This is a genomic window from Nocardia colli (assembly GCF_008704205.1).
GTDB lineage: Bacteria > Actinomycetota > Actinomycetes > Mycobacteriales > Mycobacteriaceae > Nocardia > Nocardia colli.
Genome location: NZ_VXLC01000004.1, coordinates 913,059 through 933,989, shown reverse-complemented (window position 1 = coordinate 933,989; position 20,931 = coordinate 913,059). Strand labels below are relative to the sequence as shown.

Annotated in this window: 16 protein-coding genes and 2 pseudogenes; 14 read left to right on the top strand and 4 right to left on the bottom strand. The window is 67.7% G+C overall.

The features are described from left to right. Position 1 precedes the first annotated feature (1 nt). Positions 2-793 carry a helix-turn-helix domain-containing protein gene (locus F3087_RS16415; protein ID WP_150402742.1) on the top strand — a complete coding sequence of 264 codons (792 nt, stop codon included), beginning with the start codon at positions 2-4 and terminating at the stop codon, positions 791-793. On the opposite strand, the gene F3087_RS47115 is transcribed toward F3087_RS16415, so the two are convergent. The 4 genes and pseudogenes from F3087_RS47115 to F3087_RS16395 all read right to left on the bottom strand — a co-directional run bounded on the left by F3087_RS47115 (position 777) and on the right by F3087_RS16395 (position 3,538). Continuing rightward, the gene (locus F3087_RS47115; RefSeq protein WP_263407211.1) at positions 777-1,502 is read right to left on the bottom strand and encodes an MFS transporter; all 726 of its coding nucleotides are present in this window, start codon (positions 1,500-1,502) and stop codon (positions 777-779) included. The genes F3087_RS16415 and F3087_RS47115 overlap by 17 nt on opposite strands. Before the next feature lie 163 nt (positions 1,503-1,665). Then, positions 1,666-2,280, bottom strand: a pseudogene (locus F3087_RS47110) (MFS transporter); the annotation flags it as partial. A 246-nt stretch (positions 2,281-2,526) separates the two neighbouring features. Then, positions 2,527-3,018 (bottom strand): MarR family transcriptional regulator, encoded by a 492-nt coding sequence (locus tag F3087_RS16400; protein ID WP_150402739.1) that lies wholly within the window; start codon positions 3,016-3,018, stop codon positions 2,527-2,529. Positions 3,019-3,118: 100 nt separating this feature from the next. After that, complete coding sequence (locus F3087_RS16395; protein ID WP_150402919.1) at positions 3,119-3,538, bottom strand: nitroreductase/quinone reductase family protein; 420 nt, start codon at positions 3,536-3,538, stop codon at positions 3,119-3,121. Positions 3,539-3,732: 194 nt separating this feature from the next. Between F3087_RS16395 and F3087_RS47430 the strand changes: the two are divergent. The 13 genes and pseudogenes from F3087_RS47430 to F3087_RS16335 form a co-directional block, all read left to right on the top strand. After that, positions 3,733-3,993, top strand: a pseudogene (locus F3087_RS47430) (DUF6188 family protein); the annotation flags it as partial. Between the two features lie 560 nt (positions 3,994-4,553). Beyond that, complete coding sequence (locus tag F3087_RS16390; protein ID WP_223885099.1) at positions 4,554-5,585, top strand: ParB/RepB/Spo0J family partition protein; 1,032 nt, start codon at positions 4,554-4,556, stop codon at positions 5,583-5,585. A 441-nt stretch (positions 5,586-6,026) separates the two neighbouring features. Further along, positions 6,027-7,346 carry a lysine N(6)-hydroxylase/L-ornithine N(5)-oxygenase family protein gene (locus tag F3087_RS16385; protein ID WP_150402738.1) on the top strand — a complete coding sequence of 440 codons (1,320 nt, stop codon included), beginning with the start codon at positions 6,027-6,029 and terminating at the stop codon, positions 7,344-7,346. After that, entirely contained in the window at positions 7,343-8,422 is a 1,080-nt protein-coding gene (locus F3087_RS16380; RefSeq protein ID WP_150402737.1) for an NAD(P)/FAD-dependent oxidoreductase, read from the top strand. The genes F3087_RS16385 and F3087_RS16380 overlap by 4 nt, the downstream gene beginning before the upstream one ends. Further along, the gene (locus tag F3087_RS16375) at positions 8,419-10,434 is read left to right on the top strand and encodes a class I tRNA ligase family protein (protein ID WP_191093978.1); all 2,016 of its coding nucleotides are present in this window, start codon (positions 8,419-8,421) and stop codon (positions 10,432-10,434) included. The genes F3087_RS16380 and F3087_RS16375 overlap by 4 nt, the downstream gene beginning before the upstream one ends. After that, complete coding sequence (locus F3087_RS16370; protein ID WP_150402736.1) at positions 10,434-11,921, top strand: AMP-binding protein; 1,488 nt, start codon at positions 10,434-10,436, stop codon at positions 11,919-11,921. Before F3087_RS16375 ends, F3087_RS16370 begins: the two co-directional genes overlap by 1 nt. Further along, positions 11,914-12,174: an acyl carrier protein gene (locus tag F3087_RS16365; protein WP_150402735.1), complete on the top strand. Its 261-nt coding sequence runs from the start codon at positions 11,914-11,916 to the stop codon at positions 12,172-12,174. The genes F3087_RS16370 and F3087_RS16365 overlap by 8 nt, the downstream gene beginning before the upstream one ends. Position 12,175: 1 nt before the next feature. Next, positions 12,176-12,790, top strand: coding sequence for a GNAT family N-acetyltransferase (locus F3087_RS16360; protein ID WP_150402734.1), 615 nt, complete (start codon positions 12,176-12,178; stop codon positions 12,788-12,790). Next, a complete protein-coding gene (locus tag F3087_RS16355) occupies positions 12,787-13,827 on the top strand; it encodes a C45 family autoproteolytic acyltransferase/hydolase (protein ID WP_150402733.1) in 1,041 nt (346 codons plus the stop codon). The genes F3087_RS16360 and F3087_RS16355 overlap by 4 nt, the downstream gene beginning before the upstream one ends. 8 nt (positions 13,828-13,835) lie before the next feature. Beyond that, positions 13,836-15,014 carry an acyl-CoA dehydrogenase family protein gene (locus F3087_RS16350; protein ID WP_150402732.1) on the top strand — a complete coding sequence of 393 codons (1,179 nt, stop codon included), beginning with the start codon at positions 13,836-13,838 and terminating at the stop codon, positions 15,012-15,014. Beyond that, positions 15,011-18,709: a type I polyketide synthase gene (locus tag F3087_RS16345; protein ID WP_150402731.1), complete on the top strand. Its 3,699-nt coding sequence runs from the start codon at positions 15,011-15,013 to the stop codon at positions 18,707-18,709. The genes F3087_RS16350 and F3087_RS16345 overlap by 4 nt, the downstream gene beginning before the upstream one ends. Before the next feature lie 2 nt (positions 18,710-18,711). Next, positions 18,712-19,716: an AurF N-oxygenase family protein gene (locus F3087_RS16340; RefSeq protein WP_150402730.1), complete on the top strand. Its 1,005-nt coding sequence runs from the start codon at positions 18,712-18,714 to the stop codon at positions 19,714-19,716. Next, complete coding sequence (locus F3087_RS16335) at positions 19,713-20,930, top strand: CynX/NimT family MFS transporter (RefSeq protein WP_150402729.1); 1,218 nt, start codon at positions 19,713-19,715, stop codon at positions 20,928-20,930. Before F3087_RS16340 ends, F3087_RS16335 begins: the two co-directional genes overlap by 4 nt. Position 20,931: the final 1 nt, after the last annotated feature.

The window sequence follows — 20,931 nt, the reverse complement described above, 5'->3', positions numbered from 1 at the left end:
CATGGCGACCGACCCGCCTCCGCGGCTCGACTATTCCGACTACCCGAGCATCGTGATTCCACTGGAAGCCACCACCGGCGTCGGGATGCACAGTCATCCACAGCATCAACTCACCTGGGTGCCCGACGGTGTGCTGACGATGGAGGTCGGTTCCTGCCGCTGGATCGTGCAGCGGTCGCGGGCGCTGTGGATTCCCGGCGACACCCCGCATGCGGTGATTCCCAATTCGTCGTGCGAGATGCTCTCGCTGTTCTTCGACCCGGCGGACTGCCCGCAGCAGTGGGACCTGCCGACGGTTGTCGATGCCACGGGGCTGGTCGGGCCGCTGCTCAGGTATCTCGTCGGGCTGCCCAACGGAGCCGACGCCGAACGCGGGCGGGCCAACGCGGTGCTGTGGGATCTGGTGAAACCGCTCTCGGTGACCACGATTCCGACCATCTTGCCGACGGATCCGCAGGCCAGGCAGGTCGCGCTGGCGATCAAGCGGGATCCGGCCGATACTCGTGGGCTCGACGCATGGGGCAGGCAGGTCGGCGCGTCGCAGCGGACGTTGTCGCGGCGGTTCCGGGCCGAGACCGGTGTGAGCTTCGAGAGTTGGCGGACCTTCGAGCGGCTCAATGCGGCGCTTCCGTTACTCGGTGCGGGACTGCCTATTTCGCAGGTGGCGCGGTCGGTGGGTTACCGGACTGCCAGTGCGTTCATCACCGCGTTCCGACGGGAAATCGGCACCACTCCCGCCGCGTATTTCGGTGGGAGTGGCGCCGATTCGGAGAGATCTAGACCGGTTGCTTGACCAGCCGTCTGCCTATGAGGAAGGCGAGGGCCGAGCCGAGTACGGCGACGACGCCGATGCCTGCACCGAGGTTCGCCAGTGCGTTGAGGGCGTCGATCGACGCGGTGTTCGCAGTATCGGTCAATGACGTTGCAGCGCTGGCGAATTCCGGCGGCAACGCATGGACAACCTCGGCTCCCGCACCGGCGCCGACACCGTCGAGGAACTGTTCGCGCAGCCCCGTCGGGATCTGGTCGGCATGCGAGAGCGCATCGAATCCGTTGCCCGCGCGGTCTTTTGCGGTGTAGCTGAACAGCGCGCCGAGGCCGGCCACGCCGATCGCCATGCCGACCTGACGCAGCGTGCCGAAGGTGGCGCTCGCCATGCCCGCGTTCTCCGCGGCGGCGAAGGTCAGGGACGCGGCCTGGGTGATCGCCGTGATGGCGCCGAGTCCGATGCCGCCGATCACCATCCCGGGGACAAAGTGCGTCCACGAATCACCTTGCTCGAAGCCGCTGATCAGCACCATGCCCAGAGCAACGAGGGCCATGGTCGCGGGCAGCGCGATCGGAATCGGGATCCGCTTGGCGTAGATCGCCGCCAGCGGTGCCGTCGCCAACGCGGCGATGCTGATCGGCAGCAGCCGCAGACCCATTTGCAGCGGGGTGTAACCGAGGGTGTTGATGAGGAACAGCGCGAGATAGTTGGAGGCCGCCATCAGCGTCGCCATGTGGGCGACGGAAACGATTGCGGTACCGGCGAATCCAGGCTTCTTCAGCATCGAAGAGCGGGTGCGCGGTGCGGAACTGCCACACCATGAAGAGCACGAGCAGCGCGATGGCGAGCGCGGCCAGCGTCACGCTGGTCGCCGAACCCCAGCCGAGAGCGTTACCGCGGGTCATGCAGTAGACCCCGGCCACGAGTCCGCCGGTGAGCAGCAACGAACCGAGCCAATCCGTGCGCCGCTCCGGCGTGCGCGGCGATTCCGGCATCCGCAGCACCGCGATCGCGATGATGACCAGGCCGATCGGGATGTTGATGGTGAAGACCGATCGCCAGCCGAACTGGGTGACCAGCAGTCCGCCGAGCACCGGACCCGCGACCGAAGCGCCCGCCATCACCGCTCCGTAGATGCCGATTGCCTTGGCGCGCTTGGCCGAATCGGGGAAGGCGACCGAGAGCAGTGGCAGCGCGGTCGCGAACAGCATTGCCGCGCCGACACCTTGCACCGCACGGAGAATATTGAGCTGCAAGATCGTGTCCGAAAGCGTCAGCGCCAGTGACGATGCCGTGAACACCGCCATGCCGAGCACGAACATTCGCTTGCGTCCGTAGCGATCGCCGACCGTGGCGAAGGTCAGCAGCACGCCGGCCAGCGGAATCGCGTAGGCATCGATGACCCACTGGAGGCCGTCGATCGACGTGTTGAAGTCGGTGCGGATATCGGCGAGCGTGGCCGAGACGACGGTGGCGTCGAGCATCAGCATGAAGATCGCCGAGCACACCATGAACAGCACCAAACCGGCGCCGCGACGGGCGTCCGAGCCGACCCAGGCCGGGCCGGGCGGCATGACAGTAGTGGTTGACATCGAATCCCTCACTTCAGCGCATGCAGGAATGCCGTTGTCCTGCAAACGATTTCGATTGAATTGCGCATCCGGAAGGGGCGCGTCTCCAACGGTAATGAGGGAATCCCGCGACGGGAAGGCGAAATGAAGACAACCGATTTCGTTTAGCGGACAGGTTTAGCTGCCTCAGCCCTCGGACAGCTCCTCGGCCGAAGCCTGTCCAGCTGTGCTGGTGCGATGGAGGAAGTCGGCGATCAGCTCGAGTTCGGCCTCGGAGTAGTGCGCGCAGACGTCGTCCATTCGGCCGTTCATTCCGGCGAACAGCTCGAAAAGCGTCGAATTGCGTTCGCGGACAGCGCGTATGGTGACTGCGCGGCGATCCGCGGACTCCGGGTCGCGCTCGCGCGCGACCCAGCCGCCTTTCTGTAGCCGGTCGAGGATGCCGGTCAGGGTCGCCGGATGCAGCCCGGCCTGGCGCGCCAATGCGGTCGGGGTCATCGGCCCGTACCGGTTGACCAGGTCGAGGCAGGTCCAGTCGATATCTCTGAGCTCGACCCGGCCGCCGAATCTGCGGTTGAGCAGCGACAGCTGAATGTTCAGGTCGCGCACGGCTTCCTTGACCGCAACCGTGAGCTGCCGGCGCTGGCGCGCCCTGGCCCGATCTGCCCCTGAACTCACCCGGCACTACTTTCACGTCAGGTTGTATGGATTCCATACTGTATCGCGGCGCCGGATCGTTCGACGCCACCGCAGACCGGGTCGGCGCGTGCCCGTCCGATCAGGCCGGTTCGACGCGGAAGACCGCGATCCGATGCGCCGCCTCCGCGACCCCGTCCGGCGTGGCGGTCGCGGCCAACCCGGTGGTCACGAAGCGATTGCCGACGCTCGCCGGACTGGTCGTCACCAATTCACGCAGCAGCACACGACGCTCCTCCACCGGCACCTCGACCAGCCGAGCAGTCGACGACTTCCGCCCCCGCGTCAACGTGACAGTGCTCGCATCCCGAACGTTCACCACCCAGGCAGCCTTCGGAAACGCCTGAAAGATGTACCGCCCGCCACCCACCTCGTTCACCGCGATCGGAAACGTACGCAACTCCCCACTCCGCCGCCCCCTCACCGTAAGCAACTGCATCGGCCCAAAAGCGATCCCCCTGCGCTGCAACCCAACGATCACCCGATTGATCGTGTTGGTCATCCGGCGATATCTGTCTGCGTTCATGCCCCGCAACCCTTCTCAGAAGATGCCGCAGCAGAAGCTACGGTTCTCATATAATATCAGAAGCATACGATATTTGACCCTGGTCGGCGACCAGGACCAGACAGCACCACCGGCCCCATCCGTACGAGCCGCACAACGAGCACCTCGAGGCAAGGTGCCCGGCCACCAGCCGGGCACTACTCCCCTCCAGCAGTTACGCCGACCTGGCCACCGAACTCGAAGCGCTGATTGGTTCGACAGCGACCAGGGCCGACGCCAGCGAAGCCGATGGGTTGAGCCTCGAGTTCGACTCGGGCGTTGCGATTCATGTTCCCGTCCACGAGAAGTACGAATCTTGGGGAATCGTCGGGCTGGATGGCTATCGGGTTATCTGCTTGCCGGGCGGAGAGTTCGCCATCTGGTCTGCCCGCCGAATGAATTCCCTTTTCTAGCAACGGATTCCCCTGGGATAGCGGAACGAAGCGAACTTTTGCACAGCCGGAGTTCACCCTTCAATGGCTCACACGAGATCTCCACGAATACGCCACCGCATGTGCACCGCTGACCCGCATTTCACCCGAGCGCTGTATGGGCGCCCATCACGCAGGTCAAGGCGTGGACCGGAAGGGCGACCGCCGGGCGGGCAAGACGTGAGACATGCGAACGGACTCGATTCGTGCGGGCGGTATACCGTCGCGGAAGCCCGTCGCAGATGCGCCACTGCATACCGCGCAGGTGATTCCATGCGGTAGCTTTTCAGAGTCGAGGCAGACGTGCGGACACGCCGCCATCGAAAGGGCCGCCGAGGGGCGCGGCCAGGAGAAAGGGGTACGCGAGACGGCGCGATGCCCCGCCCGCGCCGCGGCGCGATACCCCCCGAACGGGGGGAGCCGGGGCGGCGGTGTCGCTGGTTAGGCTGAGGTGGGACTCGATCCCGGATTGCCTGCGCCGTGGCCGTCAGTGCACTCGGCTGCGCGGCGTATCGGAAGCATACGGACCCGGGAGGGAATCCATGACCAGTGGGGGTAATGCCGGTTCGTTCCGGGCAGGGGCCCTATCCGTACCGAATTTCCCTGGCGCACATACACACTGCTCGGAGATCGTCGAACTGCCGATCAGCGGGCTCCGACCGGCGGATGCGCCACCCCGCGCGGCCGCGGAGAACACGGCACACACGCGCGCGCTGGCCGAATCGACGACCGCACCCGCGCCCATCGTGGTCCGGCGCGCGACGATGCAGGTCGTCGACGGCTGGCATCGATTGTGCGCGGCTCGGCTGCGCGGCGAAAAGACCATCGCGGCAGTGTTTTTCGACGGCGGACCGGAGGAAGCGTTCGTGCTGGCGGTGCAACTGAACACCGCGCACGGCCTGCCGCTGTCGCTGGCCGAACGCAAGGCCGCCGCGCTCCGCATCCTGCTGTCGTATCCGGACTGGTCGGATCGCGCGATCGCCGCCATCGCCGGGGTCTCGCCCAAGACCGTTTCGGCGATCCGCAGGCGGTCGCCTGTGGAAGTTCCACAGGCGACCGGTCGGATCGCTCGTAACGGTGTCCGGCATCGGTTCGGATCGCAGGGCCGGCAGCGGGCCGCCGAGCTGTTCACCGCCGATCCCACCGCGTCGACCCGGAAAGTCGCTGTGGCGGCGGGTATTTCGGTCACGACGGCGAAGGATGTGCGCAAACGGCTACTCAGCGGCAAGAATCCGGTGCCACTGCGCCGCTCCGCGCGTCGTCCGGCTTCCACGACCGACGCCGCCGACCGGTCCGAGGCGACGCCGATCCCGCTCGCGCAGCGGATGATCACCGCGGAGATGTTGCATCAGCTGCGCAAGGACCCGTCGCTGCGTTTCTCCGAGACCGGCCGAAAACTGCTGCGGTGGTTGGAGTTTCCGTTCGATGACGACGTGGAGTGGGATGACGTCATCGGCAATGTCCCGAGTCACTGCGCTCCGCGCATCGCCGAGCTCGCGCGCCGACGTTCGCAGGACCTGCATCGGCTGGCACAGCTGCTCGACCCGCCCACCCGCGGAGCATTCTCCGCGTAAGCGCCATAGACGCCTGACGATCGGCATCAACCGCCGAAACAGCTGCCATGCAACAGCTTTCGCTGTGCACACGCAACACCGGCGCTACGCCGAGAGAAGCGACCGGCCACCGCCCGCCTCCAAGGTTACGCCTTCGACGTCTCATCCCAAAGACCCACCGCGCCAACCGCTTCCCGCGCCGCGTGGCCGAGATCGTCAGCGCCGCAGAACACCCCGTCAAAAACTTTCACTTTTCTTGTGCGCGCCTGCCCCACCCGCTACCGTTGATTTCGAGGATATTACCGCGGGTTCCGAAGTGGTAAACAGGGCTCCAGCCGATCGACGGGGGTTCTATTCATTGCAGGCAAATCTGCCCGGGCGGGCGAGTATTGCGGATCAGCAACCGATGATTGTTTCGGTATTCACCCCGGGGGCCGGTGGCCTCGAGGGGCAGGAGGCGTAATGAGCCAGGGATCGCTCACCGACAATTCTGAACATTACCGATGCGTCGGCATCGGTATCGGACCAGCAAATCTGAGCCTGGCGTCGCTGCTGTACGAGCAGCCGGACGTCTCGAACCGGTTCTTCGAAAAGCGGCGCGACTTCCGGTGGCACGACGGCCAGCTCCTGCCCAATACCTCGCTGCAGGTCTCGATGCTCAAGGACCTGGTCAGCCTCTCCGACCCGACGAACCGGTTCACCTTCCTGGCCTATCTGCATGCCAAGGGCCGGATCTACCACTATCTGAACGCGCAGTTCGATGCGGTGCCGCGCAGCGAGTTCCGGAACTATCTCGAATGGGTCAGTTCCATGAACGAGAATCTTGTTTTCGGTGAACAGGTGCGGTCGATCGAATTCGACGGGGTCTTCCGGTTACGCACCGGCAACCACACCGTGACGGCCGACAACGTCGTGATCGGCGTCGGCCGGAAGCCTTATGTTCCGCCGGTGGCCGAAAACCTGCTCGGGCCTACGCAATTCCATATCAGCGAATTCGCCGACAAGGCAGCCGGCCTCGCCGGAAAACGGGTCTGGGTGATCGGCGGCGGCCAGTCCGGCGCGGAGGCGTTTCTCGAACTGATCTCCCGCCCACGCAGCGAGCTGCCGCGCCGGGTGGGCTGGATATCCCGGCGGCGCAACTACTTTCCATTGGACGACTCGCCGTTCACGAACGACTATTACATGCCGGGCTATTCGGAGTACTTCTCCGGCCTCCCCGGCGCCGCCCGCGAAGCGCTCAACTTCGCCCACGTGCTGACCAGCGACGGCATCTCCGAGGCGACCCTGCGCGAGATCTATCAGCGCATCTACCTGCACCACTTCGTCGACGGCGCAACCGATCTGGTCGCCCTGTACCCGAACCGTGAGGTGCTGCGGGTCACCGGCGATCCCGGCTCCGGCTGGGACATCACCTTCACGCACAACGACCAGCCCGGCGCGGAAGAGCACGCCGAGGCGGATGTGATCGTCTGGGCGACCGGCTTCCGCACCGACGACATGGAGTTCCTGTCCCCGGTCGCGGACCGCTTGGAACGCGACCACGACGAATACCGAATCGACTCGGATTTCGCCGTCTGCTGGGACGGCCCGGCCGACCGAAACATATTCTTACAGAACGGGGCCCGTCGCCAGCGTGGCCTCGCGGACACCAATCTGAGCCTGCTCGCCTGGCGCAGCAAACGGATCGCCGATCGTCTGCGCGGCATCCGCTCCGACGATCCGCACGATTCCTTCCTCGAATGGTCGGCCAAGGCTCCCGACGACCGGAGCGTAGAGCGATGACGAGCCGGACCGTCGCCGTGGTCGGCGGCGGCATCATCGGCTGTCTGATCGCGCGCGAGGTGATTTCGCGCTCCCCCGACACCCCCGTCGTGGTGTTCGACCGGGACGGCATCGGCAGCGGAGCGAGCAGGCGCTCCGCGGGACTGCACTTTCCGCGCGGAGCCACCGAGCGGGTGCGGCGGATGACCGCCTACAGCCACGACTACTACCTGGACCTGGTGGCGCAACATCCCGCGCTGCCGATTCATTCGGTCGACATGACCGTGGTGGCGACGCAGACCGCGGCGAGCCTCGGCGAGGTCTACCTCGACCGCGCGGCCCTGACCCCGACGGTCGCGGTGCCGGGCGGTCTGGTCCGGGTGCCGCGCGAGGCCGGCGTCTGGCGCGGTCACGGTTGCCACTACGCCGACGTGTCCGCGGTGGCGCAGGCAATCGCCCACGAGCTTCGCCCGCGCGTCACCTTCCGGGAAGGCCTGCGCGTCAACGCAATCGAAGACGCCGAAGGCGAGGTGCTGCTCCGGCTCAGCAGCGGAGAGACGTGCACGGCCGCCCGCGTGGTGCTGGCCCCTGGACCGTGGCTGGCCGACCGCGCCTGGCGCGACCTGGTGGCCCCGCTGAACGCCCAAGTCAAGAAGGTGGTCGCGCTGCACATCGAACAGCAGCCGGGGCCCGACGACGGCGTCATCGTGTTCCAGGACGAGGACGCCTTCCTGCTGCCGCTGCGCCACCGCGGGCACTGGCTGTTCAGCTACACCCACGACGAGTGGGACGTCGACCCCGACACCGTGTCCGGCGGGCTCGACGACCGCGTCTTCGCGGCGGCACTGCCACTGCTGCACCAGTATTCGCCCGCGCTCGCCGAGCACGCCGTGGGCGGCCGGATGTTCTGCGACGCCTACAGCGTCGATCGGCAGCCGCAGGTGCGGGCGCTCGACCCGGCCGGGCGGGTGATCTTCGCGGGCGCAGCGAACGGGTCGGGTTATCGGCTGGCCCCGGCGATCGCGGCCGAGGCCGTCGGCCTGCTGCACCTGGACGGGCAGCCAAGTCAGCCACCGAAGGAGATGAGTCCCGCGTGATCATCAATCGTTTCGACACGGCCGAACTGCACGCCGCATTCGGCATCGACATGAGTTCGATCGACGGATTCGGTTTCGGCGCCGGCTGGGCGCGGGTGGCCCCCGGCCGGCACTCCGATCCACACCAGCACGACGAGACCGAGCTGTTCCTGGTGGTCAGCGGGCACGGCGACGTCGTCGTGGACGGTGCGCGCCATCCGGTCTCCCCCGGCATGGCCGTGCTGTTCGACCCGTTCGAGACCCATGTCGTGGAGAACACCGGGTCGACGGAGCTGGTGTTCTTCGACCTGTACTGGCGTGATCCGAGCCGGGCCGCCCGGGCGGCGACCGGACGCAGCGACCGGCGACGGTTCGGCGAGCGGCCGATCTTCGTGTTCTCCACACCGCCGACGCCGAACGGCGACCTGCACCTCGGACACCTTTCGGGCCCCTATCTGGGTGCGGATGTGTTCGTCCGTTTTCAGCGGATGAACGGCGCCCAGGCCTGGCACCTCACCGGCAGTGACGATTATCAGAGTTACGTGGTCGATCTGGCGAAACGCGAGGGCAGGGAGCCCGCGGCGACGGCGGCGCACTACAGCGCCGAGATCGCCGAAACGCTGCGGCTGATGGACATCGAACCCGATCAGTACACGGTGACCGACACCGAGCCCGCCTACCGGACCGGCTTGCAGGAGTACTTCTCTCGCCTCGTGGCGTCGGGATCGGTTGCGCCCCAAGCGGGTCCGGCGCTGTTCGACGGGACGACCGACGACTACCTGTACGAGGTCGACGTGTCGGGCGGTTGCCCCGGCTGCGGCGCGACGACCGGCGGCAATATCTGCGAGGGCTGCGGCGAGCCGAATTCCTGTGTCGACCTGAGCGATCCGCGATCGAAACGATCGCCGGCGACCCCGCGGATCGATTCGATCACCCGATTCACCTTGCCGTTGCACGAATTCGCGGCCGAGCTCGCCGCGCACCACCGCCTGGGCCGGGTTCCGGCGCGGCTGCGCGAGCTGGCCAGTCGAGTGTTCGCCCGCACGCGGCTCGATGTGGCGATCACCCATCCGGCGACGTGGGGCGTGCCGCCTACCGAAAAAGGCGCGGACGGACAGGTCATCTGGGTCTGGCCGGAGATGTCCTACGGGTTCCTGCACGGCATTTCGGCGCTGGGGCGTCGCCTCGGCCGGGACTGGCAGGCGGGCCGGCCGGAGCAGGACTGGAAGATCGTGCATTTCTTCGGCTACGACAACAGCTTCTACCACTCGATCCTGTATCCGGTGCTCTACCGGCTGGCCTTCCCCGACTGGCACCCCGACATCGACTACCACGTCAACGAGTTCTATCTGCTGAACGGCGGCAAGTTCTCCACCAGCCGACGAAATGCCGTCTGGGGCAAGGAAATCCTCACGCCGGACAGCGTGGACGGGGTGCGGTACTTCCTGTCCCGGACGCGACCGGAGTCGCGGAGTACCAACTTCACTCGGGATGACTACGCGGCCACCGTGCGCGAGGAACTGATCGGCACCTGGCAGCAATGGCTCAACGACCTCGGCCACCGCATCCAGACCCGGTACGGCGGCCAAGCGCCGGACGCCGGTGTCTGGACACCGGAGCACACGGCATTCCTCGGACGCCTCGGCGCCCGGTTGTCCGCGGTGACCGCCGCCCTCGGCCCGGACGCGTTCTCGATCGCGGTCGCGACCGCGGAACTGCACGAAATCGTTACCGACACAGTTGAATTCGCCGAGCGAGAAAGCGCGGTGGCGACGATCGAGGGCTGGCACGACGAGGCCCGCACCGCCGTCGCGCTGGAACTGGCCGCGGCACGGTTGCTCGCCCACTGCGCCACACCGGTGCTGCCCCGGTTCGCCGGGCGGCTCGGCGAAGCCCTCGGCGGACAGCGCCCGGACGAGTGGCCGCACATCGTGCAACTCGTGCCCGCGGGCACCCGGATCGACCTGGTGCGGGAGTTCTTCGCCGAACCAGCGGTCACGGCGGCGGAGCCGGTCGGCGTGGGGAGCGCCTGATGGATTCGGTGATCAACAGGATCGTCACGACACCGCCGCCTGCGGGCTATCACGCCACCTTCGCGCGGCTGGGCACGACGGAAACGATCGAGCTGCGCGAGTTGTCCGCGCTGGCCGACTGTTTGGCGGTTCGACTGCGCGAATTGGGCGTGGCGCCCGGGGATCGCATCGGGATTCTCGCCGCGAACTGCCTGGAGTGGGTGCTGCTGGATCTCGCCGCGTTGCGGTGCAAGGCGGTGACCGCCGGGCTGGAACCCGGCAAATTCGAGCCTGACGCGGCGCTGCTCGCGCGCTACGACTTGAAGCTGCTGTTCACCGATCAGCCGTCCGCCGCCGCCGGCGTCCGGCCGATCAGCGAGGCGCGCACCCTCGCCGGCCAACCCGCGGACCCACTGCCCCCGGTCCGGTACGACAGCGACGAGGCGACGACGCTCAAGTTCACCTCGGGCAGCACCGGGGTGCCGAAGGGACTCGCGGCCAGCGTGGGCAGCATCGACAGCTCGCTGCGCGCGGTCCAGGACATGTTCGCGCACGGCCCCGGCGATCACCTGTTCGTCTTCCTGCCGCTGGCGCTGTTGCAGCAGCGGTACTGGATCTATTCGGCGCTGTGCTTCGGCCACGACGTCACGGTCAGCACCTATGAGGCGGCGTTCGCCGCGATGCGGCAGGTGCGGCCCACCGTGGTGATGGGGGTGCCGGGTTTCTACGAGACGGTGAAACGGCATCTGTCCGCGCAGGCCGATCCGCAGGTCGCGGCCAAGGAGTTGCTCGGCGACCGAATCCGCTACCTGTGGACCGGTTCCGCGCCGGCCGGCGCGGACATGCTGCGCTTCTTCACCCGTCTCGGCGTGCCCATCTACGAGGGCTACGGGATGAACGAGACCTGCATCGTGGCCAAGAACTATCCGGGCGCCAGCAGGGAGGGCAGCGTCGGGCGGGTCGTGCCCGGCAAGGAGGTGTTGTTCGACGCCGACGGAGTGATCAGCGTCCGCAGCGATTATCCGGTGGCGCGGCGGTACGAATACGGTGCGGCCGGGCCGGCGATGGGGGTGTTCGGCGCGGACGGCACGGTCCGGACCGGCGATATCGGCTACCTCGACGACGACGGGTTCCTCTACATCCGTGGTCGCGCCGACGACGTGATCGTGCTGGCGAACGGGAAGAAGATCATCGTCCGGCCGATCGAGGAGCGGATGGCGGCGAGCCCGGCGATCGAGCACTGCGTGGTGTTCTGCCCGGCGCAGACCCAGCTCGTCGCGGTCGTCTCCCCCACGGCCGAACCGGCCGACGAGGCGGCCATCGCCGAGCACGTCGAGCGCACCAACGCCGAGTTGGAGCGCGACGAGCGCATCGGCCGGATCGTGCTTGCCCGGCCGCGGTTCAGCATCGACAACGGACTGCTCAGCGCGCAGTACAAGCCGAAACGGCGGCAGATCCTCGACCAGTATCGACGGGAAATCGGTGAGAAAGGAAGAACCCATGCCTGATGTGGAAAAGGCTGTGCACGACAACTTCCGGAAGGTGATCGCGTCGAACAACGCGCAAGGTGAGCTCGATCCGGACCTCGACATGGTCGACGACTACGGGCTCACCTCACTGAACAAGGTCCTGTTCCTGACCGCGGTCTGCGACGACACGGGCATCTCGCTGGCGAACTTCACCGAGGAGAACGTGGCCGCGATGCGCACCCTGCGCGACGTGACCGCCGAGCTGTCCCGGCACGCGGAAAGTGCGGTCTGACATGGGATGGGCAGAGCTTGCGCCGGCGCGGCTGGAGAACGATCACCTCCTGCTCCGGCCGATCGAGCCGGCGGACCGGGCGGCGCTGTGCGAGATCGCGCTGGATCCGGACATCTGGCGGTACTTCGTTTCGCTGGTGGAGACCGAGGCCGACTTCGACGCGTTCTTCGACGCGGCACTGGAGGATCAGCGAGCCGGGCGCCGGGTGGTCTTCTACATCGTGGACAAGGCCAGCGGGCGGGCCGCGGGCAGCATGAGCTACGGGAACCTGGCCGAGCGCGACGGCAGGCTGGAGATCGGCTGGTCCTGGCTCGGGCGCGATTTCCGCGGCCGCGGGCTCAACCGGTGGGCGAAATACCTGCTGCTGGAGCACGCTTTCGAACGGCTCGGCGCGGAACGGGTGGAGTTCAAGACCGACGTGCTCAACGAGCAGGCGCGGCGCGGTCTGCGCAATATCGGGGCGACCGAGGAGGGGGTGCTGCGCAGTTTCAATCCGATGCCGGGCGGCCGTCGCCGCGACGCCATCTTCTACAGCGTGCTGTGCGGCGAATGGGCCGGTGTCAAAAGCAAATTGGCGGCTTATCCGAAGGTGCAGTTGGCGGGCGCCGTCGAATGAGCGCGGTCCTGCGGACTCCGTTCATTCGAGTCGAGGGTGACTGTTTCGCCCTCGGCTATCAGCACGGGCAGGCCAGGGCCGCCGAGTTGCGGAGCTTCCTGGACGACGGGCTGTGCCGGTTGAACCGGCTCCTCCCCGCCCCGGTCTCGCCGGCCGAGCTGGGGCCGACGATCGACGCCTACCTGGCCGAGATCACCGCTGCCACACCGGAATTGGCCGAGGAGATCCAGGGTCTCGCCGCCGGGGCGGACCTCGACCTGCGGGAAGCCGTGCTACTGCAGGTGCGGCGCGAAATCCTTGGCTACCAGAAGATTCCGACCGCCGGGGACTGCACCACCTTCGCGTCGGCCGATCCCGATCCGGTGCTGGCGCAGACGGTGGATCTCAACGGCAATCTCGACGATCAGATCAGCGTGCTGGAGATCGCGCGAGCCGGGACAGCGCGGCGCGCGCTGGTGCTCAGTTTCGGCGGGCTGCTCGGCTACCTCGGCCTGAACAGCGATGGGCTCGCGGTGGGATTGAATCTCGTGCTCGGCGGGGAGTGGGGGCCGGGTGTGCCGCCCTACCTGGCTATCCGGCATCTGCTCGACCACGCGGGCTCGGTGGAGGAAGCGGTGGGTCTGTTGCGGGAGTTGCCGCTGGCGAGTTCGCGCAACATCGTACTGTGTGACCGCGACGGTGCCGCCTATGTCGAAGCGCTCGGTACCGAGTTCAGGGTCGAGTACGGGCCGAATGTGTTGCACACCAACCATTTCCTGCATCCCGATTTCGCAGCTCAGGACGAGATCAACGTGTTCGCCCGCAATTCCTCCGTGCGCAGGCTCGAGGTGTGCCGGTCCCGGCTCGCCACCGCGGGCACCGAACCGGAGGACCATTTCGCCGTGCTGTCCGCGCCACCGATCAACGTCACGGACAACGGGGACATCCGCCGCGAACGGACGGTGGCGGCGGTCGTGTTGTGCCCCGGTCGCGGCCAATTGCACCTGCGGCCAGGTGATCCCGTGGTGCACCCCACCGAAATCTTCACGCTGTCCTAGGAGCAACGATGAGCTTCGATGCGGGCATCCTCGCCCTTCCGTTCTACGAGCCGCGACATGTGCAGCGCGCCCAGCAGATCGAGAGTTGGTGCGCGGAAAACGCTGAGCTGTGGGATGACTCGAGCGCCGATCCGGATGCGGCCGGGCTGCGGATCCTGCGGGCGCTGGGTGAACACGGCTGGTTGGCCGCGCTGGATCCGGCGGCGGGACCGGAAGGCTCGGCGGCCGGTGACTGCCGCTCCCTGTGCCTGCTGCGCGAGGGGCTGGCCTACGCCGACGATCTCGCCGATTTCGCGTTCTCGATCCAGGCGCTGGCCGCGACGCCGATCGTGCGGCACGGCAATGAAGAACAGCAGCGACGGTATCTCGCGCCGATGGCGAAGGGCACGCTGTGCGGTGCGTTCGCCATCTCCGAACCGGACGTGGGGTCGGATGTCGCGGCGATCGGTCTGCGGGCCGACAAGGACGCCGATGGTTATGTGCTGAACGGGGCCAAGGCGTGGATCGCGAACGGCGGTATCGCCGACCTGTTCTGCGTCATCGCGCGGACCGGCGAGGGGCCGGGCGCGCTGGGGCTGACGGCGTTCCTGGTGCCCGCGGATACCCCGGGATTGACCGTGGGACAACGGGTTCCGCTGATCGCGCCGCGCTCCTTCGCCGATCTCGAGTTCACCGACTGCCGGCTGCCGAAGGACAGCGTGCTCGGCCGGCCGGGCGCCGGCTTCGTGATCGCGATGGAGGTGCTCGAACGGTTCCGGATGACCGTGGGCGCGGCGGCGATCGGGTTCGCCCGCCGGGCCACCGATGCCGCGCTGAGCCACGCGAAGAACCGGAAGATGTACGGCGCCAAGCAATTCGACTTGCAGCTGGTGAAGGCCACGTTCGCGGACATCGAGGTCGAGCTGAACGCCGCCGCGTTGCTGGTGGCCCGCGCCGCGTGGGCAGCCGACCGCGGGGATCCGGCCGCGGCGAAACACTCCAGCATCGCCAAGCTGTACGCCACCGAGCACGCACAGCACATCGTGGATGCCTGCGTGCAGGTCTTCGGCGCGGCGGGGCTGGTCGCGGACAGCGTGACCGAGCGGCTGTACCGGCAGATCCGGTCGCTGCGGATCTACGAGGGCAGCTCCGAGGTGCAGAAGATGATCATCGCGGGCTCGCTCGGCGGGCGGGGGCGGGCGAAATGAGTGCGTTTCTAGCCCGGCAGCCCCGGCGCTCGGCTCGGGTGCGGCTGTTCTGCTTCCCGCATTCCGGCGGCGGCGCTTCGGTTTTCCGTGGCTGGCCGCAGGACTTGCCGGGCTGGGTGGACGTGCTGCCGGTGCTGCTTCCCGGCCGGGAGGAACGCGCGGACGAGGCGCCGCAGGCCGATCTGGACGAACTGGCCGATGCGATCGCCGAGACGCTCCGTCCGCATCTCGACGTGCCCTTCGCGTTGTTCGGGCACAGCCTGGGCGGCCTGCTCGCGTATCAGGTGGCGGTGCGGCTGCCCCGGGCGCCGGTGGCGCTGCTGGTGGCGGGCTTGGCCGCGCCGCACCGGCTCGCACCGGAGCCGATGCACGAGTTGTCCGACGACGATCTGCTCGATCGGATCTTCGAGCTGGGCGGCACCCCGGCCGAATTGCGCGATGAGCGGGATCTGCTGCGTTCGGCGTTGCCCGCGCTGCGCGCGGATGTGACGATGTTCTGCACCTACCGGCATCGGCCTGCCGCGCCGCTGGCGTGCCCGATCGTGGTGTTCAGCGGTCGCGACGACGCCCTTGCCGCACCGGACGATGCCGCCGAATGGGGCGCGCTCACCGACGGGGCCGTGCGAACGCGCGAATTGCCCGGTGGTCACTTCTTCGTCCGGACCCATCGCCGCGAGCTGACCCGGATGATCGCCGCCGAATTGCGCCGATGCCTGCCACCGAGCGATGAGTCACGAACGCCGGCCCCGGAACCCGTTCTGCGCGGGCGTATCGAACCGGTCGCCGTCATCGGTATCGGCTGCCGTTTGCCGGGCGCGGATGGGCCCCAGGCACTTTGGCGGTTGCTGATCGACGGCGTGGATGCGGTGACCGAGGTGCCCGTGGAGCGCGCCGACCATCCGACCGTGCTCGGTCGGCTGCCCGCGGTCCCGTCCGGGTTTCGCCGCTTCGGCGGATTCCTCGAGGACGTCGAGGGTTTCGATGCCGCGTTCTTCAGCATCTCGCCCCGGGAGGCCGATCGGATGGATCCGCAGCAGCGGTTGCTGCTGGAGGTGGCGTGGGAAGCATTGGAGGACGCGGGGATTGCGCCTACCGCGCTGGCGGGCACGCGTACCGGTGTCTTCGTCGGGCAGATGGGCCGGGACTACTGGGAATTGCAGGCCCGGCAGAGTTCGCTCGACCTGCACGCGCTGACCGGCGGCGGGTTGTCCTCGTTCCTGTCCGGGCGGATCTCGTTCGCGCTGGACCTGCGCGGGCCGAGCGTGTCGGTCGACACGGCGTGCTCGTCGTCCCTGACCGCGGTGCATCTGGCCTGGCAGAGCCTGCAACTCGGGGACTCGGACGTCGCGCTGGCCGCCGGGGCGAACCTGGTGCTGCTGCCCGAGCTGGCCGCGATCTACGAGCAGGTCGGGTTGATGTCGCGGCGGGGGCGCTGCCGGTTCGGCGACGCCACCGGCGATGGGTTCGTCCGGTCCGAAGGTGTCGGCGTGGTGGTGCTCAAACCGCTGGCGCAGGCGCGCGCGGACGGCAATCGTGTGTACGCGGTGATCGCGGGTAGTGCGAGCAACAACGACGGCAGCGGGGGCGGTTCCCTGGTCGCGCCGGCGCAGGATGCACAGGAGCGGTTGCTGCGCGACGCGCTGGACCGCGCGGGGGTCGATCCCGCTGCGGTGGATTACGTGGAAGCCCATGGCACGGGGACGAATACGGGTGACGCGATCGAGCTGCGGGCACTGTCCCAGGTGTTCGGTGGAACGCGCCCCGATGGGCGGCCGTGTCTGGTCGGTTCGGTGAAGACCAATATCGGTCATCCCGAAGGGGCGGCCGGGATCTCGGGCTTCATCAAAACGGTGTTGAGCGTGCATCATCGGCTGATTCCGGGGAATCCGCTGCTGACCGAACCGCATCCGGTCTTGCTGGAGCCGGGCACGCCGCTCAGTGTGCCGACCGAACCTGTTGCGTGGCCGGAGGATTCGTCGCCGGTAGCCGGTGTGACGTCCTTCGGTTTGTCCGGAACCAACGTGCACGTTGTGCTGACCGCCTCCCCCGTGGTGGCGGAAACGGACGACGACGATGCGCCTGAGTCGCTGGTGCTGCCGCTCTCGGCACGCGATCCCGTTGCCGCGCGGGAGCTTATAGCTGCGTATGCGGACCGGCTGGACGGCGCAGACCCGGTTACCGCGCGGCAGGTGTGCGCCGTCGCGGCCCGTGGTCGGGCGCATCACGAATGGCGTTCGGCGGTGGCCGCTTTCGACGGCGACGGACTGGCCGCCGCGTTACGCGATCGGCTGCTCGACGAGGTCGCACAGCAGCCCTCCGGCGGACGCCGCGTCGCCTTCGTCTTTCCCGGGCACGGCAGCCAGTGGGTCGGCATGGGTCGCGAGCTACTGAACACCTCGGCCGCATTCCGCGACGCAATCGAAAACTGTGACGCGGCAATTCGATCCGCGGCCCGCTGGTCGCTGCTGAAGGTGCTCGCCGACGACGACGGGACGGAGCTGGCCAAGACAGCGGTGATCCAACCGGCTGTGTGGGCGATGCAGGTGGCGTTGACGCAACACTTGAGGTCCTGGGGAATTCGGCCCGATATCGTCATCGGTCACAGCTTCGGGGAGGTGGCCGCCGCCACGGTCGCCGGGGCGATCGATCTACCTACCGCCGCCGAACTCATCTGTCGCCGTGGTGAACTCACCGCGCAGGCGGACGGCCTGGGCGGGATGGTCGCGGTGGCGATGCCGGTTGCCGAGGCGGAGGCGGCCGTCGCGCGCTACGGCGATCGGATCGTGGTGGCCGCGCGCAATAGTCCGCGTCTGACGGTGTTGTCCGGTGAGACGGACGCGCTGGACGCGTTGCTCGCCGAGCTGCGCGACTCCGGGGCCCGTGCGGGGCGGGTGCGGATCAACTTCGCCTCGCACAGCCGGTTCATGGATCCCCTGCAACCGCAGCTGATCTCCGCGCTCACCGGAATGCGGGCCGCGCAGGTTGCCGTGCCGTTCCGGTCCACGGTCACCGGCGAGCGCATGTCCGGTCCGGATCTCGACGCCCGGTATTGGGCCGGCAACCTGCGATCCGCCGTTCGATTCGCCGACGCCATAGGTGCTGAAATTGCCGAGGGCCCAACGGTTTTTCTTGAGATCAGCCCACATTCAGTGCTGGCGCAAGCCATCGAGCAATGCCTCGCCGACAGTGACAGCGGGCTGGCGGTGGCCGGGCTACGCCGGGACGAGTCCGAAACCACGCGGCTCGCGGAGATCGTCGCCGGCTTGTACGCCGCCGGTGTCGATCCGGATTGGACCGCGCTGTACCCGACGCTCACCGTTCCGGACGAGATGCCGACCTACCCGTGGCAGCGGCGGCGCACCTGGTTCACGCCGGTCGAGTCGGCGCCGGTCGACACACAGGTCCCCGCCGCATCACCCACGGTGGTCTCGGCTACCGGGGGTCTGCTGGACACCCTGACCGCCGAGCTCGGCGCGGCGCTCGGCCTTCCCGCGCAACGGATTCCGCGCCGTCGCCCGTTGCGCGACGTCGGCTGCGACTCACTGGCCGCGGTCGAGATCCGGGCCCGGATCGAGCAGCGCTGGGGAACCCAGATTTCGTCGAGCGCGGTGCTCGCGGCGAGCGTCGAGGACCTCGCCGAGGCGATCACCACTAGCCGCCCGGACACGGGCGGCCGGAAGGAAATGGAGGGATAGCCGTGACTTTGCCACAATATCCCGGAGGCGGTACTGCCGTGCCGTCGCTACCGGAGCACGACCCCGACGATCCGGTCGAGAACGCGGTGATCAGCAGGCTCACCGCGAACTGGCATCGGCGCGCGATGGTGAAGCGCCCCGAGCCCGACCTGGACGAACTGTTCGAACCCGCCCGGCCCGACTATCCGGAAGGTCTCATCCCGTTCCGGGACCACCCGACCTACCAGGCCATGGACCCCGATCTCCGGGCGCGGTTGCTCGGCTGGGGCTGGGTGGCCTTCAACAAGCACATCATGGACACCGAACAGCACGTGGTGAACCCGACCTTCGCGCTGGTCATCGACGAAACCTTCGACACCGGCCTGCAGATGGAGACGCTGACCACCTCCATGACCCAGGCGATGCTGGACGAGCAGTACCACACCCTCATGCACCTCAATGCCAGCTCGGTGATGCGGCGCCGGCGCGGCTGGCGGATGCCCGAGACGGCACTCCCGCTCGGGCACAAGGCCTCCCGGCTCCGGCAGCGCATGGAACGCAGCGAGCACCGCTGGCAGCGCGACCTCAGCGCGCTCGCCTTCACCACGGTCGCCGAGATCTCGATCAACTCCTACCTCGATCTGATCGCCGAGGACGACGAGATCCAGCCGATCAACAAGGTCACCGCGACCATGCACAACCGCGACGAGTACTGCCACTCCTCGATCGCCGACGAGATCGCCAAGGCGGTGTATCACCGGCTCGGTCCGGCCGAACGCGCCCTGTTCCGGGAGGCTATGGTCGACGGGCTGGAAGCGTTCGCCGCGAACAACTTTCCGACCTGGCATCGGATCGTCGATCTGGTCGGGTTCGACGGCGGACACGAGATGCTGCGCGAGGTCGAGCACGACCCGTCGGCGAAGCGGTTGCTGTCCAATTTCAGTGGGCTGCACAAGTTCTGCAGCGAGCTGGACATACTCGAGGAGCTCACGTTCGATTGGTCGACGGTGACGGTCGAGGGCCCGTGAGGGCGGACTCGACAGCTGACACCCCGGCGGTTGCGCCGAAATCCGCGGTGGCGGTGCCGATCTGGCTGGTGGCCGTCGGCGTGTCGCTGGTCGCGCTGAACCTGCGGCCGCCGATCACGGCGATTTCGACGCTGATGCCGCAGGTGCAGCAGCAGGAGGGGTTCAACAGCACCGTCGCCAGCCTGCTGGTGGCGGTGCCGATCGCGTGCTGGGTCGGCTTCTCCGGGCTGACGCCGCGCATCGGGCGCACGCTCGGGCTCAACCGCACCATCGGGTTCGCGCTGCTGGTGTTGTTGGCCGGCTTCGGTATTCGACTGCTGCCCGGCGTGCCTGCGCTGTTCGCGGGGACCGCGATCATCGGTCTGGCCATCACCGTCGGCAACGTTCTGGTGCCGGCCGCGATCAAGCGCGATCACCCGGCCCACGTCGGGTTGCTGACCGGGCTCTACACCATGTCGCTGTACACCGGTGCGGCCGCGGCCTCCGGAATCACGCTGCCGCTGCAGGATGCCACCGGGTTCGGCTGGCGCGCGACGCTGGGCCTGTGGGCCGTTCCCGTGGTCATCGCGTGGCTGGTCTGGTTGCCGCAGTTGCGCGTTCGCAGCGACGCAGGCACCGGACCCGCGTCGGAGGGCACGCCGCGCAGCCTGTGGTTACAGCCGCTGGCCTGGGCGGTAACCATCTTCTTCGCCATGCCCGCGCTGCTGTTCTACACCGTTTCCGCATGGCTGCCAACGATTCTCGTGGACGCCGGCATGAACGCCTCGGTGGCGGGCGGCATGCTCTCGGTCGCCAATCTGGTCGCGGTCCCCTCCGCGCTGGCCATGTCCATCCTGGTGAACCGCAGCGAACGACAGGTCTGGGCCGCCACCTCGACCGGCGCCGTGCTGGCCATTGCCTTTGCTGGACTGCTGATTTCGCCGACCGGTGCGGCGATCGTCTGGATGACCCTGCTCGGCATCGGACTGGGCGCCGGCACCGCGATCGGCTACTCACTCCCGATCCTCCGGTCGCACGACGCCCAGACAACGGCGAAACTGACCGCGATGAGCCAAATCGCCGGCTTCGCCCTCTGCGCGATCGGCCCGGTCCTGGCCGGCGCCCTACACGACCTCACCCACGCCTGGACCTCGGTCCTGGTCCTGCTGATGGCGCTTTCGCTCGTGCAGATCGTGTCCGGCGCACGAGCCGGAACCCCACGCTTCGTCTCCTGAA